Source organism: Pseudomonas tolaasii NCPPB 2192, from assembly GCF_002813445.1.
Classification (GTDB): domain Bacteria; phylum Pseudomonadota; class Gammaproteobacteria; order Pseudomonadales; family Pseudomonadaceae; genus Aquipseudomonas; species Aquipseudomonas tolaasii.
The window spans coordinates 5,648,432-5,664,079 of the sequence record NZ_PHHD01000001.1 but is presented as its reverse complement, the minus strand read 5'-3'; the positions used below and the strand labels follow the sequence as shown (position 1 = coordinate 5,664,079).

The following is a 15,648-nucleotide window of genomic DNA, read 5'->3' as shown; positions in this document are numbered from 1 at the left end:
TGGTGCGGCCATTTCATCCAGTGGAATTCTGAATTGTAAACGGGGGAGGTTCTTAGGTCCTCTCGACGGGACGATAGTGGCCGCGCTGCACTCCATGATTTTCCATTTATCAGTGTCTTCATTTACAGGATCTCTATGAACAAGTTCTTTCCCTGCCTTGCCCTCGCAATGGCCCTCTGTTCCAGCGCGTTCGCTGCGACGGGTGGCAAACCCACCATCGTTCTGGTTCACGGCGCGTTTGCCGATTCCTCAAGCTGGAACGGTGTGACACAGATTCTGCACAAGGACGGCTACGACGTTGTCGCCGTCGCCAACCCGCTGCGCGGTCTGGCAAATGACGCCCAATCGGTGGTGGACCTGATCCATAGCATCAAGCATCCCGTCGTGCTGGTCGGCCATTCCTATGGCGGCCCGGTGATCACCGAGGCGGCGAACGGCAACCCGGAGGTCAAGGCGTTGGTGTTTGTGTCGGCGGTGGCGCCGGAGAGAGGCGAAAGCGTGCATGACATTCTCGGCCGTTTCCCCGGCAGCACGTTGCCGGCGGCGTTGGCGCCCCCTGTCGAATTGGCGGACGGTAAAAAGGATCTGTACATCCAGCAGGACAAGTTCCACGACCAAATCGCCGCCGATGTGCCCGATGCCGCCACTCGCCTGGCGGCTATCGCGCAACGCCCGATCACCACCGCCGCTCTGAGTGATGCTGCCACCGAGGCCACCTGGAAGAACCTGCCGTCCTGGTTCGTCTACGGCGACGCCGACAAGGCCATCCCGCCCAAAGCACTGGCGTTCATGGCCGAGCGGGCTCACTCCAAACAGACGGTGGTGGTCAAGGGCGCGTCCCACGCGGTCATGGTCTCCAACCCGCAAGCCGTGGCCAGCCTGATCGAAAAAGCCGCGCAGTAAGGTTCGGGCAGGCGCCACGGCACACGCTGCCCGGCGCCTGCCTGTTTACGCCATCCGATGCTTCGTGCGAGTCTGCGTCACGGCGGCCAGGAGCCGCCGAACTGACAGAGGACAATGGCATGGGAAAGTACTTCGATAATTCAGAGCTCTTCAAAATCACTTCGTATCGCAGCCTCAACGCCGGCAGCAGCGCCATTACGGGCTGGGAGTTGAAAAACCTGTCCCTGAATACGAAGGAGTTTTTGATATGTCCAAAGAATTACTCGGAGTTTCTGCTCTAGGCCTGATGGTGTTGGGCGAGTTTTGTGCGATCTACAGTGAAGTAGCCACGGCCCGGCTTGCCCAGGTGGACGGCGCCCCTTGGGCATCGTTTGTCATGCCGGTGGTGCTGATGTGTTTTGCGGGGCTATGCCTGCTCGGCGCGTATTGGCTCGGGTACGTGGCGGTTGGCGATATCTGGATTGTCACGGTGGTGTCCGTGACGTCATTGCTGCTGCTTGAACCGCTGGTGGTGTGGGGCCTGTTTCAGCAGGTGCCGGGGCGAGGCGCGTTGATCGGGTTTTTCCTCGGGGCGCTGGGCATGCTGGCGACCGTATTGCTGTAGTTGCAACAGCCGGCTCAGGGATCACTCGCTGGGCTGGCCGCACAGGTACTCGCGGTCCCTGGCTTCGCGCAACGCGTCGCGTGCGCGGTCTGCGCGCAAGGCCAGGGTCATTTGCCGCTCATCGATGATGATTTCCGCCAGGATCAACCCGCCGATCAGCGGCGCAGTGACCAGCCAGTGGCAATAGGACTGGGTGGCCAGTGAGACGCCAACCCCCACAATCCATAACACCAACACCCATTTGGGCGCGCGTTGCTGCAGCGGCACCCAAAACTGTTGCAGCCTTTTCAGACGCGCCGTGTGCAGTCTCAACGAGGCTTCAAGGCGGGGCAGGTCATTGTGCAGGTTCACTGCCGGGCACCGACGGGAAGAGGCTTTCCCAGCCAGCACAGGTTGATCCCTTCAACCTCTACCCAATCTCCGTTGGCCGGCATTGCACGGCAGCTTTTGAACGCAATGCAGATGCCTTGGGCATCCACGCAAGCAAAGTGCCGATCACGGCCGCGTTTGTTGAATATCAAAGAAAAGAGGCGCATCGCAGTGCCGCTCGAGTCAGGCAGGCCAGCTGAGTTCGAGCAGCGTTCCCCCGTTTTCCATGTTTCGGCACGTTACGGCGCCGCCGTGGGCGAGGGCGATGGCACGCACCACCGCCAGCCCCAGGCCACTGCCGCCCTGGGCGCGTGAGCGCGAGTGTTCACCGCGCTGGAAGGCTTCGAACATGTGCGCGGCAAAACCCTCGTCAATGCCCGGGCCATCATCACGCACGCGCAGGTAATTCACGCCGTCACGGGTGCTCAGGTGCACATTGACGTTTCCCGGCGTCGCGTGTCGGCGAATATTGTCCAGCAGCGCCAATAACGCCTGGCGAATCCTGGCCGGGTCGCAGCGCAGTGTGCGGCGCTGCAGGTCCAGTTGCAGGGTGAAGCCCGCGGCGACCAGGCTCGGCTCGAACAACCTCACGTCGTCTTCGATGCCCGTGGCCAGGTCGGCCTCATGCAGGTTCAGTTCCAGGTAACCGCTGTCGGCCAGGCCGACGACGCGCAAATCCTCGATCAGGCGCGTCAAGCCCTCCACCTGGCCGAGCAGGCTGTAGAACTGCGCCGTGTCCGGTTCGAATACACCTTCGGCCAAGCCCTGCAGGCGCCCGCGCAAGATGGTCAGCGGCGTGCGCAGTTCGTGGGCAATGGCCGCGTTCCAGAACGCCTGCTCCTGGGCCATGCGTTTAAGGCGCTGGGCCATGCTGTTGAAGTCATCCACCAGCACCGCGGCTTCGCCGATGGACTGGTCACCCGCCACGGCCTGCACGTCCAGGTCGCCATCGGCCAGCTTGCGCAGGTTCTCGGCCACCGAGTTGAGCGGCATCAAAATCCGCCGGGACAGCTTCAACGCCACAATCGAGCCTACCGCCAGGCTGACGCAGGTGGTCAGGCCCATCCAGGCCCACTCGATATTGGCCGGCAACCACTCATCCACTTCTTCGTTGGTCAGTGGCCAATAGGTCCACAGCAGCGCGTAGAAAATGTACGAGCCGATCACCGCCAGGGCGATCACGCACAGCACTACGGCGGACATCGACAGGATGATCTGGCGGCTCAGGCCATTGAGATTTCTCACGAGGCGCACCCGAATCGGTAGCCGACCCCACGGATGCTGGTGGGCACGCCTTGCAGCCCGACGTCTTCGATCTTGCGGCGCAATTTGCTGATATGGCTGTCGACCGTGCGCTCGAGGCTGTCGCTTTCGGGCGAGCACTGGGCCAGCAGTTCGGCGCGGGTAAACACCCGTTTCGGTGACTTGGCCAACTGGGCCAGCAGGCGGAATTCGGTGACCGTCAGCGCCAGCGGCAGGCGTTTGCCGGCGATATGCACCGTGACTTCATAGCTTTCCAGATCGATTTCAAACGCGTCCACCCGCAGCACCGTGGGGCTGGAACGGTCGTTGTGGGCGAGTGAACGCCGCAGCACCGCCTGGGTGCGCGCCACGACTTCCGCCGGATTGAAGGGTTTGACGATGTAATCGTCCGCGCCGATGCGCAGGCCCATCAGCTTGTCCAGGTCCTGGTCCTGGGCGGTGAGCATGATCACCGGCGTGGTGCCACGATGGCGCACCTCGGCCAATACCTGCCAGCCGTCCACATGGGGCATCAACACATCCAGCAACAGCAAATCCGGTTTGAGTGCCAGGTGCATGTCCAGGGCGCGTCGGCCGTCGGGCGCATGGGCCGTACGAAAACCGCTGCGCTTGAGGTAGGCAATCAGAATGTCCGCGATCTCAGGCTCATCTTCCGCAATCAAGACCAATGCGGGGGTTTCCCGGGCGTTGTCGGGGCGTGGCGTGGATGCAACGGTGGTGTCGTTCATGGTGGCTCGGTCCGCATGCCGTGTGTAAGTGGCATTGTGCAGCAGCGAGTGTGCGAAACAACCATGCACTTTCATGGGAGGTTTTGTGGAGAAACGATGGAGAGGGGGATTTTTTGCCGGCCCCGCGGTTTGAAATTGCCGCAAATCGACTGTGGGAGCGGGCTTGCCCGCGATAGCGGTCTATCGGTCACATTACTGTTGCCTGACCCACCGTCATCGCGGGCAAGCCCGCTCCCACTTGTTTAACCGTGTTTCAGGCAGTCGATGGAGCGGTCGACGGTGGTTTTGGCAATTTCCAACAAATGCCACACCGCCAGGATCTTCGCCCGGTCAGGACTCTCCGGCAGTTCCCCGCAATCGAGCGCGGTGGCCGAAGCGCTGTCGAGCAGGCTGGCGGTGTAGAGCAGGGCGTCTTCGAAGCTCAGGTTTTCGTTGACCGAATGGAAGCCTTGGGTGGGCAGGTAATGGTCGATGGCGCGGTTGAAGGCGACACGGTTTTTGGCGGGGTCGCAGGGTGGGTCGGGCAGGGCTTTATTCATGGTGTCACTCCTATTGAGCATGGGAGCTACCGCCAACGCTGCTAAACGTGGGTGGCAGCTGTACGCGGGTTAGCAGACCGGTCAATAGGAAAACCAGCGCACCCAAGGGTGCCCCGCGCACAGCCACCATAAATGTAGATGTAGACCGTGTGCCTATTGATGTCAGGCTGCTAAACCCGATCACTGAATTCAGCGATGGAGCGCAGACTAGTCATCGATTCCGGCAGGCACAAGGCGGCAGGGATTGTCTAGGAAACGTCCTGCAATTTAAAGAGACAGGCCTTGCTGGCCCTTTACAAACCATGACCAAATGCCACTAGCCCTGAATGCAAGAAGGTCCACATGTGGGAGCAGCGGTGGGACGGTTCGGCTTGCTCGCGAAAACGGTGGATCAGCCAATAAATCTGTTGACTGACACACCGCATTCGCGGGCAAGCCCGCTCCCACATAACTGAGACCGTACTCGGTCAACGCATGTGCAGGATGATCGGGCTGCTGCTGGCCGGGTCCGTGTGCCCACGCAGCTTGTTCACCGCCGCTGCGTCCACCGTTCCGCCATTATTGCCCCAGGTGCCGCGCACATAGCTCAACACTTGTGCGATTTCCTGATCCGACAACTGCTCGCGGAACGCCGGCATGCGGTAGGCGTCCGGCACACCCGCCGCCACGACCCGCTGCGAGCCGTTGAGGGTAATGTTGATGGCTGAGGCGTTTTCCTTGGCCAACGCCGAGGTGGCACCGGCCAGCGGCGGCATCGATTCGGGCTGGCCCTTGCCGTCCAGGCCGTGGCACGAAGCGCAGCGGGTGGCGTAGGTGTGGGCGCCGGGGGCGTTCGAATCGGTGGACACCGCCTGGTACTGCCAAGGTGTGCCGTCACGCTGCGGATCGCCGGGCAGCGACTTCAGGTAACGGGCGATAGCCGCCAGGTCGTCGTCGGTCATGAACTGCGTGGAGTTGTTGAACGCTTCGGTCATCGAGCCATAGACCACCGCGTGTTTGTTGCGCCCGGTCTTGAGGAATTGCACGATTTCCGGTTCGCTCCAGCGCCCCAGACCGCTGTTGGGGTCCTGGCGCAGGCTCGGCGCATACCAGCCGTCGAGCAATGCGCCGGCGAGGAAGGGTTTGCCGGACTCATCCAGTGCCTTCTCGTTAAACGCCAGGCCACGCGGTGTGTGGCAGCTGCCGCAGTGGCCGGGGCCTTGCACGATGTAGGCGCCGCGGTTCCACAGCGCGTCCTGCGCAGTGTTGGCCGCATAGGTGTCACTCGGCGCAAATACCCCGTTCCATAACGCAATCGGCCAACGCAGGTTGAGCGGCCACGGAATGCTGCTTGGGATGTTCGGTTGAGCGGCCGGTTGCACGCCTTGCATAAAGAAGGCGTACATGGCGCGCACGTCATCGTCGCTGAGCTTCACGTAGGACGGGTAGGGCATGGCCGGGTAGAGCCGTCGCCCGCCCGGTGCCACGCCGTGGCGCACTGCGCGGTCAAAATCGGCGAGCGAATAGTTGCCGATGCCGCTGTTTTTATCCGGCGTGATGTTGGTGGCGTGAATCGCCCCCAGCGGCGTGGCCATTTCCAGGCCCCCCGCGAACGGCGCCTTGCCCGGCAAGCTGTGGCAGGCCACGCAGTCACTCACGCGGGCGACGTACTCACCCCGGCTGACCAGCGCCGGCTCGGTACTGGCAGCAGGTTGTGTTTCAAACGGTGAGACAGGCTCGCGGGTGACATACCAGGCCAGCACACCGGCGGCGACCGCGCCGGCCAGCACCAGCCAGCCTGCGGTTCTTGCGAATCGTGGGTTGTTCATGGGCGTTCCTTGTCGGTCAGGCGAAGGTGTACCGGCTCAATGGCAGGCTGCGGATACGCTGCCCCGTCAGTTGCGCCACTGCATTGGCCACGGCCGGCGCCACTGCGGGTAACGGCGGTTCACCGATGCCGCCCATTTTTTCGCCACTCTCGACAATCCTTACGTGCACTTGCGCCATGCGCGAGGGCGGCAGGATCGGGTACAGGTCGTAGTTGCGCGCGCGGGGTTTGCCGTCCACGTACACCGCTTCCTCCACCAGTGTTTGCGACAGGCCTAGCGCCACGGCGCCGTGGACCTGCGCCTCGACAATCGCCGGGTTGACGACGCTGCCCGGGTCGATGGCCTCCCAGATGTGGTGCACCTTCACCTGGCCGTGTTCGATCGACACTTCTGCAATCACCGCCGCCTGCGAGCCAAAGGGCGACGCCATGGCCACGCCGCGCGCGCGCTTGGTGCCGTCTTCGGCGGTGTAGGGGCCGCGCTTCCAGCCGCCGGACAAATCCCCCACCGCCTGCAGCAAGGTGGTCAACCGCTTGTTGTCACGCAACAAATGCAGGCGCAGTTCATACGGGTCATGGCCGCCTTTGTCGGCCAGTTCGTCAAGGAACGCTTCATAGAAGAAGTCATTCAGGGAATTACCCACCGAACGCCAGTAACCGAGCATTGGCGGGCCTTTGACGTAGATCTGCGCGATGCGCTTGTTGGCGATGGCGTAGGCCTTGCCCGACAAACCTTCAACGGCGGTCGGGTCGACTTTGTCACCCTGTTTGCCGGACAACGCCTCGGTGGGGCCCTCAGTGGCGCTCACCGCTTCAATGGCAATCGGCAGGCCTTTGTCGTCCAGTGCCGCGCGGAACTTGACCACGGCGAACGGGCGCAACACGTCCCGCAGGAACTCTTCCTCGCGGCTCCAGATCAGCTTGACCGGGCGCCCGACGGCCTTGGCCAGTGCGATGGCCTGCGGGTAGGGGTTGGCCGAGTCATACAGGAAATGCCGGCCGAAAAAACCACCCAGCAGCGGCGAGTGCAGGTTGACCTGCTCGATCGACAGCCCGGTGCGCTTGGCGATGTCGGCGCGGAACATGTCCGGCGCCTGGTTCGGCAGCCACACGTCCAGCGAGCCGTCAGGGTTGAAACGCGCCAGGGCCGACGGCGGCTCCAGTTGGGCGTGGTTCAGGTATTGGTTGTGGTAGGTGGCTTCGACTTTGGTTTTGGCGTTTGCCAGCGTGCCGGCCACGTCACCTTCGTTTTCATCGTCACGGGCCGGGCCTTGCTGCGCGGCGAGAAAGTCACGGTATTTGTCGGTGGAAAAGTCCGCCGGCATGGCCCGCACTTTCGAGTCGGGGCCGGCTTCCTGCCAATCCACCTGAATCGCTTCCACGGCGCGCTTGGCGTGCCACCAGCGTTCGGCAACCACGGCCACAGCGCCGGGCAGGGTGTGCACCGAGTGCACGCCTTTCATGGCTTCCACCTGCGCTTGGTTGCGCAAGCTGCCTACGGTCATGCCCAGGCGCGGTGCGTGTTGCACGGCGGCGTGGAGCATGCCGTCGACTTTCAGGTCGATGCTGTATTGGGCCTTGCCGGTGGACTTGTCGTAGGCGTCCAGGCGTTTGACCGGCTTGCCGATCCAGCGGAACTGGCTCGGGTCGCGCAGGGTGATGGTGGCCGGGTCGGGCACCGGCATGTCCAGGGCGCGGCCGGCCAACTCGCCGTAGCCTACCGAGCGGCCAGACGCGGCGTGAACCACACGCCCAGGCTGGGTAGTCAACTCGGCCACCGCTACGCCAAGTTGCACGGCACCGGCCTGCAGCAGCATCGCGCGTGCCAGGGCGCCGAGGCGGCGCATGGTCGGGTAGCTCATGCGGATCGACATGCTGCCGCCGGTAATGCGCAGGCCGTTTTCCATCACCACGTAGGCTTCACCCGGCGGCGCGCTTTCGACCATGAAGGTGGCGGGGTCGGCGTCCAGCTCTTCGCCGACAATCTGCGCCATGGCGGTGTGGGTGCCCTGGCCGCCCTCCATAAAGGGGCTGAGCAGGCGAATGCTGCCGTCGGGGCGAATCTCCAGGAACGCCGGCACCTGGGTACCGCGTTCGGCGGCGGCGGGCGTGGCGGCGAACGCCCTTGGCGTGCCCAGCGGCAGGCCAAAGCCAATCACCAGCGCGCCGACCGCGGTGCTGGCCAGAAAGCGCCGGCGGGACAGGTTGACCGGGTCACCGGCGGCGACTTCGAGTAGTTCGTTGGGCATGTTCATCACGCAGTCCCCTTCGCCAGGTCATGCACGGCGGTCTTGATGGCGTTGTAAGTGCCGCAACGGCACAGGTTCACCATTGCCGCCTCGATCTGCGCATCCGTTGGGGCGGGGGTGTGCTTGAGCAGCGCCGTGGCTGCCATCACTTGGCCGGACTGGCAATAACCGCACTGCGCCACCTGGTGCTCAACCCAGGCCGCGACCACGCGCTTGCCCACGTCGTCGTTTTCGACGGCCTCGATGGTGGTGATTTCGCGCCCGACCACGCCGGCCACCGGCGTGACGCAGGAGCGCACCACATTGCCGTCTACCAGCACCGAACAGGCGCCGCACTGGGCCAGGCCGCAGCCGTATTTGGTGCCGGTCATGCCCAAGTCATCGCGAATCACCCAGAGCAACGGGGTGTCCGCGTCCGCGTCGACCTGATAGGACTTTTGGTTAATACGTAATTCCATTGCTTTCACCTGCTAATCATCGGTGGGTGCAGCTATTTTCTTTTTTATGGTGGGCGTCTAACCCGGCATTCAGAGCCCTGTCGTTGCAACGGGCGCACATCGTCAAACTCTAGACCACGCGGCAGCAGCTTTCGATCCCGCGCGCGAAAAACCGGAGGATCAGGCAAGTATTCGACAGGATTGCGTCATTGCATCGGTTTGCGCAGGGCCTGTAAGGCTTTACTGATCCAACTGTGGTGGCTGCACTTTTTGCCAATCTCTTGATCTATCCCTGTCACGACCCTGCGCATTGAGCGCGTAACTGACAGAATCTGGTGCCGATGGATCGAACGTCAACTGCTTTTCCCGCCCGATGGCCGTTGTGGCTGGCAGCGCTGTTGCTGCTCTGCGTCAGCGGTTGCAGCGGGCAACAAGGTCGCGATATTGCCCGGCAATTCAGCGACGGCAAGCCCGATGAATTTTTCCAGACCAGCGTCGACCGCATGGCGACCCTGGGCATGCGCGATAACCTGCAAAGCCTCTACCTTTTGATGAGCAAGTTGTACTTGCGCAACCCCAACCAGTGGCGTCAGTCGGGTTACCCGGATGCCGTGACGGCGGCGCGGGAAATTCGCAAGGCCATCGAAAATCGCCAGCCACTGCCGGCCCTGGGCGAACGGCGCGACCTGGCGGCACTCAGCTACTCATTGAGCCCGGACTTTCGCGGCGACCGGGTGGGCGCCTTCATCTATGCGATCGGCAGCATGCTCGTGACCGCCCACGGCGGGCGCACGCAGTTTTACATGACCGACTCGATCAACCCGCAATTTGTCAGCAACGCGGCGCGCAACATCGAAAAAGCCACCTGGCTGCTGGGCCAGCGCCAGGACGCCAACGGCGTGTTGCTGTTGTTTTCCAACGAGATTTCGGAGGAGGGCAGCAACCTCAGTTTTGCGGTGGAGTTCGGCAAGATCGTCGCACGCCTGGACCTGCTGACCCAGATGCTGGATGAGCGCTACCGGCGCATCGGCCTCAATTACGCGCAGAGCCTGTTATTGATGAACTTCCTGCCCGTGCAATAACGCTATTGGTTGAGGAAGAAACAGCGCTGGCCGGCTTCCACGATCAATGCCTTGAGCACTTTCAGCGCCTGATCGTGTTTGCTGCCTACGCGGGTGCCAACCACCAGTTCGTAGGACGGCAGCGGCACAGGGCAGGGAAACGTCTTCAGTGTGGTGATTTTTTCCATGGCCCTGGCCGCGTGGGTGGGCACGGTGGTCAGGAGGTCGGAGCCGGACAGCAAAAACGGCACCGCTGCAAAATGTGACGTGGATGCCTTGAACGCCCGGCTAAGGCCCACCGCCGCCAGGCCTTCGTCGACAATGCCGACAAACCCGCCGGACGACACCAGCAGGTGCGGGCTGCGGGCATACTCTTCGGCCGTGGTCGGCACGGTGTTGTCTTTGGCCGTGATGCACAGATAGTTGCCTTGGCCCTAGCGTTGGCGGGTGATCAGCGGTGATGACAGGCCGCCAGCCGTTATCGCGATATCCACCTGCTGACGCATCAGCATGTCTTCGACCAACCCGCTGTGGGTTTGCCGAAACACGATGCGCAGGCCCGGCAGGCGATCGTTCACCAGTGAAAGCAGGGTTTGGCCCAACGCTATTTCACTGTCATCCGACAAGCCGACGGTGATGGTGCGCCCCTCGATATTGTTGCTTTCAATGGACAATGACAGGGCCTGGCGGCACCGGCTCAAGGCTTCACTGACCAGCGGCGCCAGTTCGCTGGCCTTCACCGTCGGCCGCAACCCGCGCCCCGTTCGCTCAAACAGCGCGTCGGCGTAAACCAGTCGCAAGCGTGCCAGCGCAGCACTGATTGCCGGCTGCGTCACCCCCAGACGAATCGCCGCCCGGCTGGCACCGCCTTCCTCTATCAAGGCTTCGAAGACTCTCAGCAGGTTCAGGTCGATGTCATCGATATCAATGAAGTTCATATCAGATAGTCCATGTTGCGCGTTGATCTATATCTTACAGGTCTTCAGTATTTCGGCTCAATTGAAGGGCCGGTTAATACCGAGAGGTAAATGTGTTCAAGGTGATGAAGACGGGGGCGTGGTTTGCTCTGTGTGTGCTGCTGCAGGGGTGTTCCAGCGCGGCACAAGAGGCCGAACGCGCGCGTTTGCTGTCGATCAGCGAATTCAACCAGGCGGCGCACAGCCAATTGCAGCGGCTGTCGGATGAGCAGGCGGCGGCGAATGTCTATGTCATTTACTTCGCGTCCGGCAGCAGTGCGCCGCCTGAAGAAAGTGAGGCGGGCCTGAAGTTTGTCGCGCAACTGTTGATCGATAACCCGTCGGTGCAATTGACGGTGGAAGGCCACACGGATAACGCCGGCGGGTTTCAGGACAACATTGTGTTGGGCGAGGCCAGGGCCCGGGCCATTCGTGCGCGCCTTGTCGAGTTGGGCGTGTTGGTGGGGCAGGTTCAAGTGGTTTCCTACGCGGACCTTTACCCGGTGCAGTTGGGTGACGACGAGGCGGCTTACCGGCTGAACCGGCGCGCGGTGCTGGAGTTTGAAGGGCTTCGCGGCTGAAGTGCTCAAGTTGCCAGACTTGAGTTGAATGATGTTTGGAAAGTGATTGTCAGGGTTTATGAATAACAGTGAATCTGCTCGAAATTATTGGTGCGGCGTGCTTGTGTGTTGGCTGGTGTTTTACGCGGTGGGGGCACGGGCTCAAGCGTCTATTGCTCCACCGCGCCTAGCGGCGTCTTCCTGGATATTGATGGAGTACGCCAGCGGCAAAGTACTGGCGCAATCCAACGCCGATGAAAAGACCGACCCCGCCAGCCTGGCCAAGATCATGACCAGTTACGTGGTGGGCCAGGCCATCAAGGCCGATTCGCTGCGTGCATCGGACGAGGTGACCATCAACCGCGATGCCTGGGCGGCGGGCAATCCGCAGCTTCGCGGCTCCGCGCTGATGTTCCTTGAGCCGGGCAGCCGGGTAACGGTGGATGCACTCAACAAGGGGATGGTGGTGCAGTCCGGCAATGACGCCTGTATCGCGCTCGCGGATTACATCACCGGCGGGCAGGCCGCGTTCGTGGCGGTGATGAATGACTACGCGGATAAACTCGGGCTCTCCAACACGCGCTTCAAGACGGTCCATGGGCTGGAGGCGCAGGGGCAATTCACCACTGCGCGGGATCTGGCCCTGCTGAGCCAGGCGCTGATTCGAGATGTGCCGGAAGAATATGCGCTCTACCGGCAGCGCGAATTTACCTACAAGGGCATTCGCCAATACAACCGCAATCGGTTGTTATGGAACACAGGGCTCGCGGTAGACGGTCTGAAGACGGGCTACTCAAAGGCGTCGGGTTTTGGCCTGGTGTCTTCGGCCGTGGTGGGCGACATGCGTCTGATCGCCGTGGTGCTGGGCGCACCGGATGAGCGGTCCCAATTCCAGGCGTCGGAAAAGCTGCTGAAATGGGGGGCACGTGCTTTTGAGCGGCGAGTCGCAGTCAAGCCGGATGAGGTTTACGCAAGCAAACGCGTCTGGATGGGCGAAACGTCAGTGGTAAGGCTGAACGCTGGAACCCAGGGCGCGGTGGTACTGCCTTATGGCCTGGCCGACGACGTACAAACCACAGCCGTTCTGAGCGAGCCGGTGCTGACAGCGCCGCTGCAGAAGGGCCAGGTGGTCGGTGTCATCGATGTTCAGGTGCGCGGAAAGTCGGTCGCGCAAACGCCGCTGGTGGTGATGGACGCCGTGGAAGAGGGTGGTTTCTTGCGTCGAGCGTGGGATTTCTTGCTGCTGAAGGTGCTGCAAGGGCTGGGGCTTTGTGTGTCGTGCCTCTGAAGTGGGGTAATTCCTGTTCAGTTGTAGGACTTGGCCTATCTTGCGCCCCGTCTGTTGAAACACCCCGTGGGCGGCAATAGCCTCGGACTTTTCCTAATGTCGAGTGCCTGCCTTGGGTAAGCAAAAAACGGTTTGGCCCACTGAACGCGAAGTTCGCCTGCGATTTATCCTGTTTGCCGTGATCGATGTGGCGAGTGCCCGGGGCGCTCCCGCCGAATTGTTATTGCGGGCGGACAAACTGCTGCGAACCTCGCCGACAGAATCACAGTTACGCGAAACACTGCTGGAAATTCTGGCCTGCGACGAGATGCAGGGCTTTCGGTTTACACCGGGTTCCGAGGCGCAGGAGTTCATGCAGGCCCTTGAGCCGGGGCTTTTTCAAGCGGGTTAGCTTGCTGGCTTTTAACGTCGGACAAAAATTAAAACCCCGTCCGACGCTGTTGTGGGAAGGCTCTGGTCCGTTCATCAGGAGTGACCCGAGCGGCATGCCCGACTTCCCATCACAGTTCGCGTGCCCGGCTGTTGCCCGCTACGCCCCTGAATGCCAAGGATTTTCCCCATGCTGTTGCGTCAACCTCCGCTCCTTTTTGCCGCCTTGACCCTCACGTCACTGGCCCAGGCCGAAGCACTGCAATTGGCCCCGGTCGAAGTCACCAGCAGCGAAGCCAGCGCCGGTGAAGTGGCACAGGCACAACTCGGAAGTGTGCCCGGCGGTACCAATTTCATTGACATGAACAGCGTGCAGCAGGGGCGGGTGAGCACCAATGAAGAGGTGTTCAAGTACCAGGCCGGGGTGTACGCCAAGGCGGCCAACAATGAAGGGGTGAAACTGTCAATTCGCGGTTCGGGCCTGAACCGCAGCCCCGGCGCCCACGGGTCCGGCCTCTACGAAATGTTCGACGGCCTGCCGCTGACCGGCCCGGGCGGTACGCCTTACGAGCTTAAGGACCCGCTGTGGCAGAGCCGGGTTGAAGTGCTGCGCGGCGCCAATGGCTTTGATCAGGGGGCGCTGGCGTTGGGCGGCTCGGTCAACTACGTGACCCGCACCGGTTATGACGCGCCCAAATTGCAGGTGCGGTATGAGGCGGGCAGCCGTGGTTACGCCCAGCGCGAAATCAGCTCCGGCCAGGTGCTGGGCGATGCCGACTACTACATCAGCCTCACCGACTCGGAATCCGACGGCTACCAGCACCAGAGCGCCGGCACCGACAAGGGCGTAGCCGCCAACTTCGGCTACCGTTTCAACCCGGACCTGGAAACGCGCTTCTACTTTCGCTACCGCGAAACCACCAACGACACGCCCGGCAAACTGACCCGCTACCAGATCAGCCACGACCCGCGCGCCGCCCCCAGCCTGAACGTCGCCCGCGATTCCAAACGCCTGCAACCGGGGTCTACCTGGATCGCCAACAAAACCACCCTGCAGCTCGATGACAACGCTCGCGTCGAAGTCGGGCTGGCCTATCACGACTACCCGATGGACCTGCGCGAAGGCAGCAACCGCCTCAAAGTCGCTTACACCGACATCAGCAGTACCCTGAATTACATTCGCCAAGACACGTTGTTTGGTCATGACAGCAAAACCACGCTTGGGCTGCGCACTACCCAGGCGATGCCGAACAACGGTGCGTCGGAATATGTACGTACACCTGCCGGAAATACCGCGACCTACGCACCCGGTACCAAAACCCGGGATTACAGTTACCTCGGCTCTGACACCGTGCTGCACATCGGCAACGACCTGGAACTGGTCCCCGACCTGTGGCTGACCACTGGCCTGGCGGCGATTTACACCCGCCGTGAAACCGAGGTGACCTACCCGGACACTCACTCGCCTACCCGCCAACACGACTGGGACTACGCGCCACGCATCGGCCTGCGCTACGACTTCACCCCGCAGTTGCAGGTGTACGGCAACCTCAGCCGCTCGGTCGAGCCGCCGCATGCGTGGTCGATGATTTGGGGTTCCAACCAGTATTTTGCCAGTGGCCCTGCGAAGGGTTTGGCGCGTGAGGGCGTGAACCTGCGCAATCAAACCGCGACCACCCTGGAAGTCGGCGGGCGCGGGGAACTTGAGTTCGGCCAGTGGGATCTGGCGCTGTACCGCTCCGAGGTGCGCCATGAATTGCTCACCGTCGAAACCCAGGCCCAAACCCCGACCAGCAACGCGGTTGTCGCTGAGGCCAACGCCAGCCCCACTGTGCACCAAGGCGTCGAACTGAGCCTGCTCAGCCCGTTATGGGACGGTGGACGCAATGGCCAGCTCGCCTTGCGTCAGGCCTATACCTACAGCGACTTCCATTACCGCGATGACGACCGCTTCGGCGATAACACCTTGCCGGGCATCCCCAAACACTATTACCAGGCGCAATTGCGCTACAGCCATCCGACCGGTTTCTACACCAGTTTCAACACCGAGCATTCGTCAAAAGTGGCAGTGGATTACGCCAATTCTTACTACGCCGCGTCCTACACCACCCTGGGTGCAACCTTTGGCTACGACGCGCCCAAGCAGGACTGGCAAGCCTGGGTCGACCTGCGCAACCTTACCAATCGGCGCTATGCCAACACCGTCACCCCCGGATACGACGACAAAGGCCTGGACGCCGCCCGTTCAACCCCGGCAGACGGGCGCGGAATTTATACCGGTGTGTCGTGGAGCTGGCGTTAAGAGTCGGCGTGGCAAACACCGCTATCCATGTGGGAGCTGGCTTGCCTGCGATAGCGGTTTATCAGCCAAATTGGCTTCGCCTGACCCACCGGGATCGCAGGCAAGCCAGCTCCCACATTGTTGACCGGGTTCGGCTTTGTACCAGGGGAGGGGCATCAAGGCGGCCCGCAGGCCCCTTGCTCCCATTCTGTTTTACTGGCATTGTTCGCGCAA

At 62.0% G+C, this 15,648-nt stretch carries 14 protein-coding genes and 1 pseudogene; 7 read left to right on the top strand and 8 right to left on the bottom strand.

Annotated elements, in window-relative coordinates; translation table 11 throughout:
* Positions 1 to 135 precede the first annotated feature (135 nt).
* On the top strand, positions 136 to 903 hold the full coding sequence (locus ATI14_RS25750) for an alpha/beta fold hydrolase (protein ID WP_016969894.1): 768 nt from the start codon (positions 136 to 138) through the stop codon (positions 901 to 903).
* Positions 904 to 1,189: 286 nt separating this feature from the next.
* The gene (locus ATI14_RS25745; RefSeq protein WP_016969892.1) at positions 1,190 to 1,507 is read left to right on the top strand and encodes a hypothetical protein; all 318 of its coding nucleotides are present in this window, start codon (positions 1,190 to 1,192) and stop codon (positions 1,505 to 1,507) included.
* A 21-nt stretch (positions 1,508 to 1,528) separates the two neighbouring features.
* On the opposite strand, the gene ATI14_RS25740 is transcribed toward ATI14_RS25745, so the two are convergent.
* The 7 genes from ATI14_RS25740 to ATI14_RS25705 all read right to left on the bottom strand — a co-directional run bounded on the left by ATI14_RS25740 (position 1,529) and on the right by ATI14_RS25705 (position 8,920).
* Entirely contained in the window at positions 1,529 to 1,858 is a 330-nt protein-coding gene (locus ATI14_RS25740) for a hypothetical protein (RefSeq protein ID WP_016969891.1), read from the bottom strand.
* 201 nt (positions 1,859 to 2,059) lie between these two features.
* Complete coding sequence (locus ATI14_RS25730) at positions 2,060 to 3,121, bottom strand: ATP-binding protein (protein ID WP_016969890.1); 1,062 nt, start codon at positions 3,119 to 3,121, stop codon at positions 2,060 to 2,062.
* The gene (locus ATI14_RS25725; RefSeq protein WP_031319596.1) at positions 3,118 to 3,867 is read right to left on the bottom strand and encodes a response regulator; all 750 of its coding nucleotides are present in this window, start codon (positions 3,865 to 3,867) and stop codon (positions 3,118 to 3,120) included. The genes ATI14_RS25730 and ATI14_RS25725 overlap by 4 nt, the downstream gene beginning before the upstream one ends.
* 242 nt (positions 3,868 to 4,109) lie before the next feature.
* Complete coding sequence (locus ATI14_RS25720; protein ID WP_080520078.1) at positions 4,110 to 4,406, bottom strand: DUF6124 family protein; 297 nt, start codon at positions 4,404 to 4,406, stop codon at positions 4,110 to 4,112.
* A gap of 467 nt (positions 4,407 to 4,873) precedes the next feature.
* Positions 4,874 to 6,214, bottom strand: a complete 1,341-nt coding sequence (locus ATI14_RS25715; protein WP_080520079.1) for a c-type cytochrome — start codon at positions 6,212 to 6,214, stop codon at positions 4,874 to 4,876.
* A 16-nt stretch (positions 6,215 to 6,230) separates the two neighbouring features.
* The gene (locus tag ATI14_RS25710) at positions 6,231 to 8,468 is read right to left on the bottom strand and encodes a xanthine dehydrogenase family protein molybdopterin-binding subunit (protein WP_016969884.1); all 2,238 of its coding nucleotides are present in this window, start codon (positions 8,466 to 8,468) and stop codon (positions 6,231 to 6,233) included.
* Complete coding sequence (locus tag ATI14_RS25705) at positions 8,468 to 8,920, bottom strand: (2Fe-2S)-binding protein (protein ID WP_016969882.1); 453 nt, start codon at positions 8,918 to 8,920, stop codon at positions 8,468 to 8,470. Before ATI14_RS25705 ends, ATI14_RS25710 begins: the two co-directional genes overlap by 1 nt.
* 320 nt (positions 8,921 to 9,240) lie before the next feature.
* On the opposite strand from ATI14_RS25705, the gene ATI14_RS25700 reads away from it, so the two are divergent.
* Complete coding sequence (locus ATI14_RS25700) at positions 9,241 to 9,981, top strand: hypothetical protein (protein WP_016969880.1); 741 nt, start codon at positions 9,241 to 9,243, stop codon at positions 9,979 to 9,981.
* Positions 9,982 to 9,983: 2 nt separating this feature from the next.
* Here the strand turns inward: ATI14_RS25700 and ATI14_RS25695 are convergent.
* Positions 9,984 to 10,898 (bottom strand): annotated as a pseudogene (locus ATI14_RS25695) (LysR family transcriptional regulator).
* Between the two features lie 92 nt (positions 10,899 to 10,990).
* On the opposite strand from ATI14_RS25695, the gene ATI14_RS25690 reads away from it, so the two are divergent.
* From ATI14_RS25690 to ATI14_RS25675, 4 genes are all read left to right on the top strand, one after another.
* On the top strand, positions 10,991 to 11,497 hold the full coding sequence (locus tag ATI14_RS25690) for an OmpA family protein (RefSeq protein WP_016969876.1): 507 nt from the start codon (positions 10,991 to 10,993) through the stop codon (positions 11,495 to 11,497).
* A 58-nt stretch (positions 11,498 to 11,555) separates the two neighbouring features.
* Complete coding sequence (locus tag ATI14_RS25685; protein WP_051032789.1) at positions 11,556 to 12,764, top strand: serine hydrolase; 1,209 nt, start codon at positions 11,556 to 11,558, stop codon at positions 12,762 to 12,764.
* Positions 12,765 to 12,876: 112 nt separating this feature from the next.
* A complete protein-coding gene (locus tag ATI14_RS25680; protein WP_016969874.1) occupies positions 12,877 to 13,155 on the top strand; it encodes a hypothetical protein in 279 nt (92 codons plus the stop codon).
* A gap of 168 nt (positions 13,156 to 13,323) precedes the next feature.
* Entirely contained in the window at positions 13,324 to 15,435 is a 2,112-nt protein-coding gene (locus tag ATI14_RS25675) for a TonB-dependent receptor family protein (RefSeq protein WP_016969872.1), read from the top strand.
* The last annotated feature ends 213 nt before the right edge of the window (positions 15,436 to 15,648 follow it).

Excerpts from the sequence above, each read along its gene's own strand:
- ATI14_RS25750 (WP_016969894.1), top strand. The coding sequence starts at position 136 with ATGAACAAGTTCTTTCCCTGCCTTGCCCTCGCAATGGCCCTCTGTTCC.
- ATI14_RS25745 (WP_016969892.1), top strand. The coding sequence starts at position 1,190 with ATGGTGTTGGGCGAGTTTTGTGCGATCTACAGTGAAGTAGCCACGGCC.
- ATI14_RS25725 (WP_031319596.1), bottom strand. The coding sequence starts at position 3,867 with ATGAACGACACCACCGTTGCATCCACGCCACGCCCCGACAACGCCCGG.
- ATI14_RS25720 (WP_080520078.1), bottom strand. The coding sequence starts at position 4,406 with ATGAATAAAGCCCTGCCCGACCCACCCTGCGACCCCGCCAAAAACCGT.
- ATI14_RS25715 (WP_080520079.1), bottom strand. The coding sequence starts at position 6,214 with ATGAACAACCCACGATTCGCAAGAACCGCAGGCTGGCTGGTGCTGGCC.
- ATI14_RS25710 (WP_016969884.1), bottom strand. The coding sequence starts at position 8,468 with ATGAACATGCCCAACGAACTACTCGAAGTCGCCGCCGGTGACCCGGTC.
- ATI14_RS25705 (WP_016969882.1), bottom strand. The coding sequence starts at position 8,920 with ATGGAATTACGTATTAACCAAAAGTCCTATCAGGTCGACGCGGACGCG.
- ATI14_RS25700 (WP_016969880.1), top strand. The coding sequence starts at position 9,241 with ATGGATCGAACGTCAACTGCTTTTCCCGCCCGATGGCCGTTGTGGCTG.
- ATI14_RS25685 (WP_051032789.1), top strand. The coding sequence starts at position 11,556 with ATGAATAACAGTGAATCTGCTCGAAATTATTGGTGCGGCGTGCTTGTG.
- ATI14_RS25675 (WP_016969872.1), top strand. The coding sequence starts at position 13,324 with ATGCTGTTGCGTCAACCTCCGCTCCTTTTTGCCGCCTTGACCCTCACG.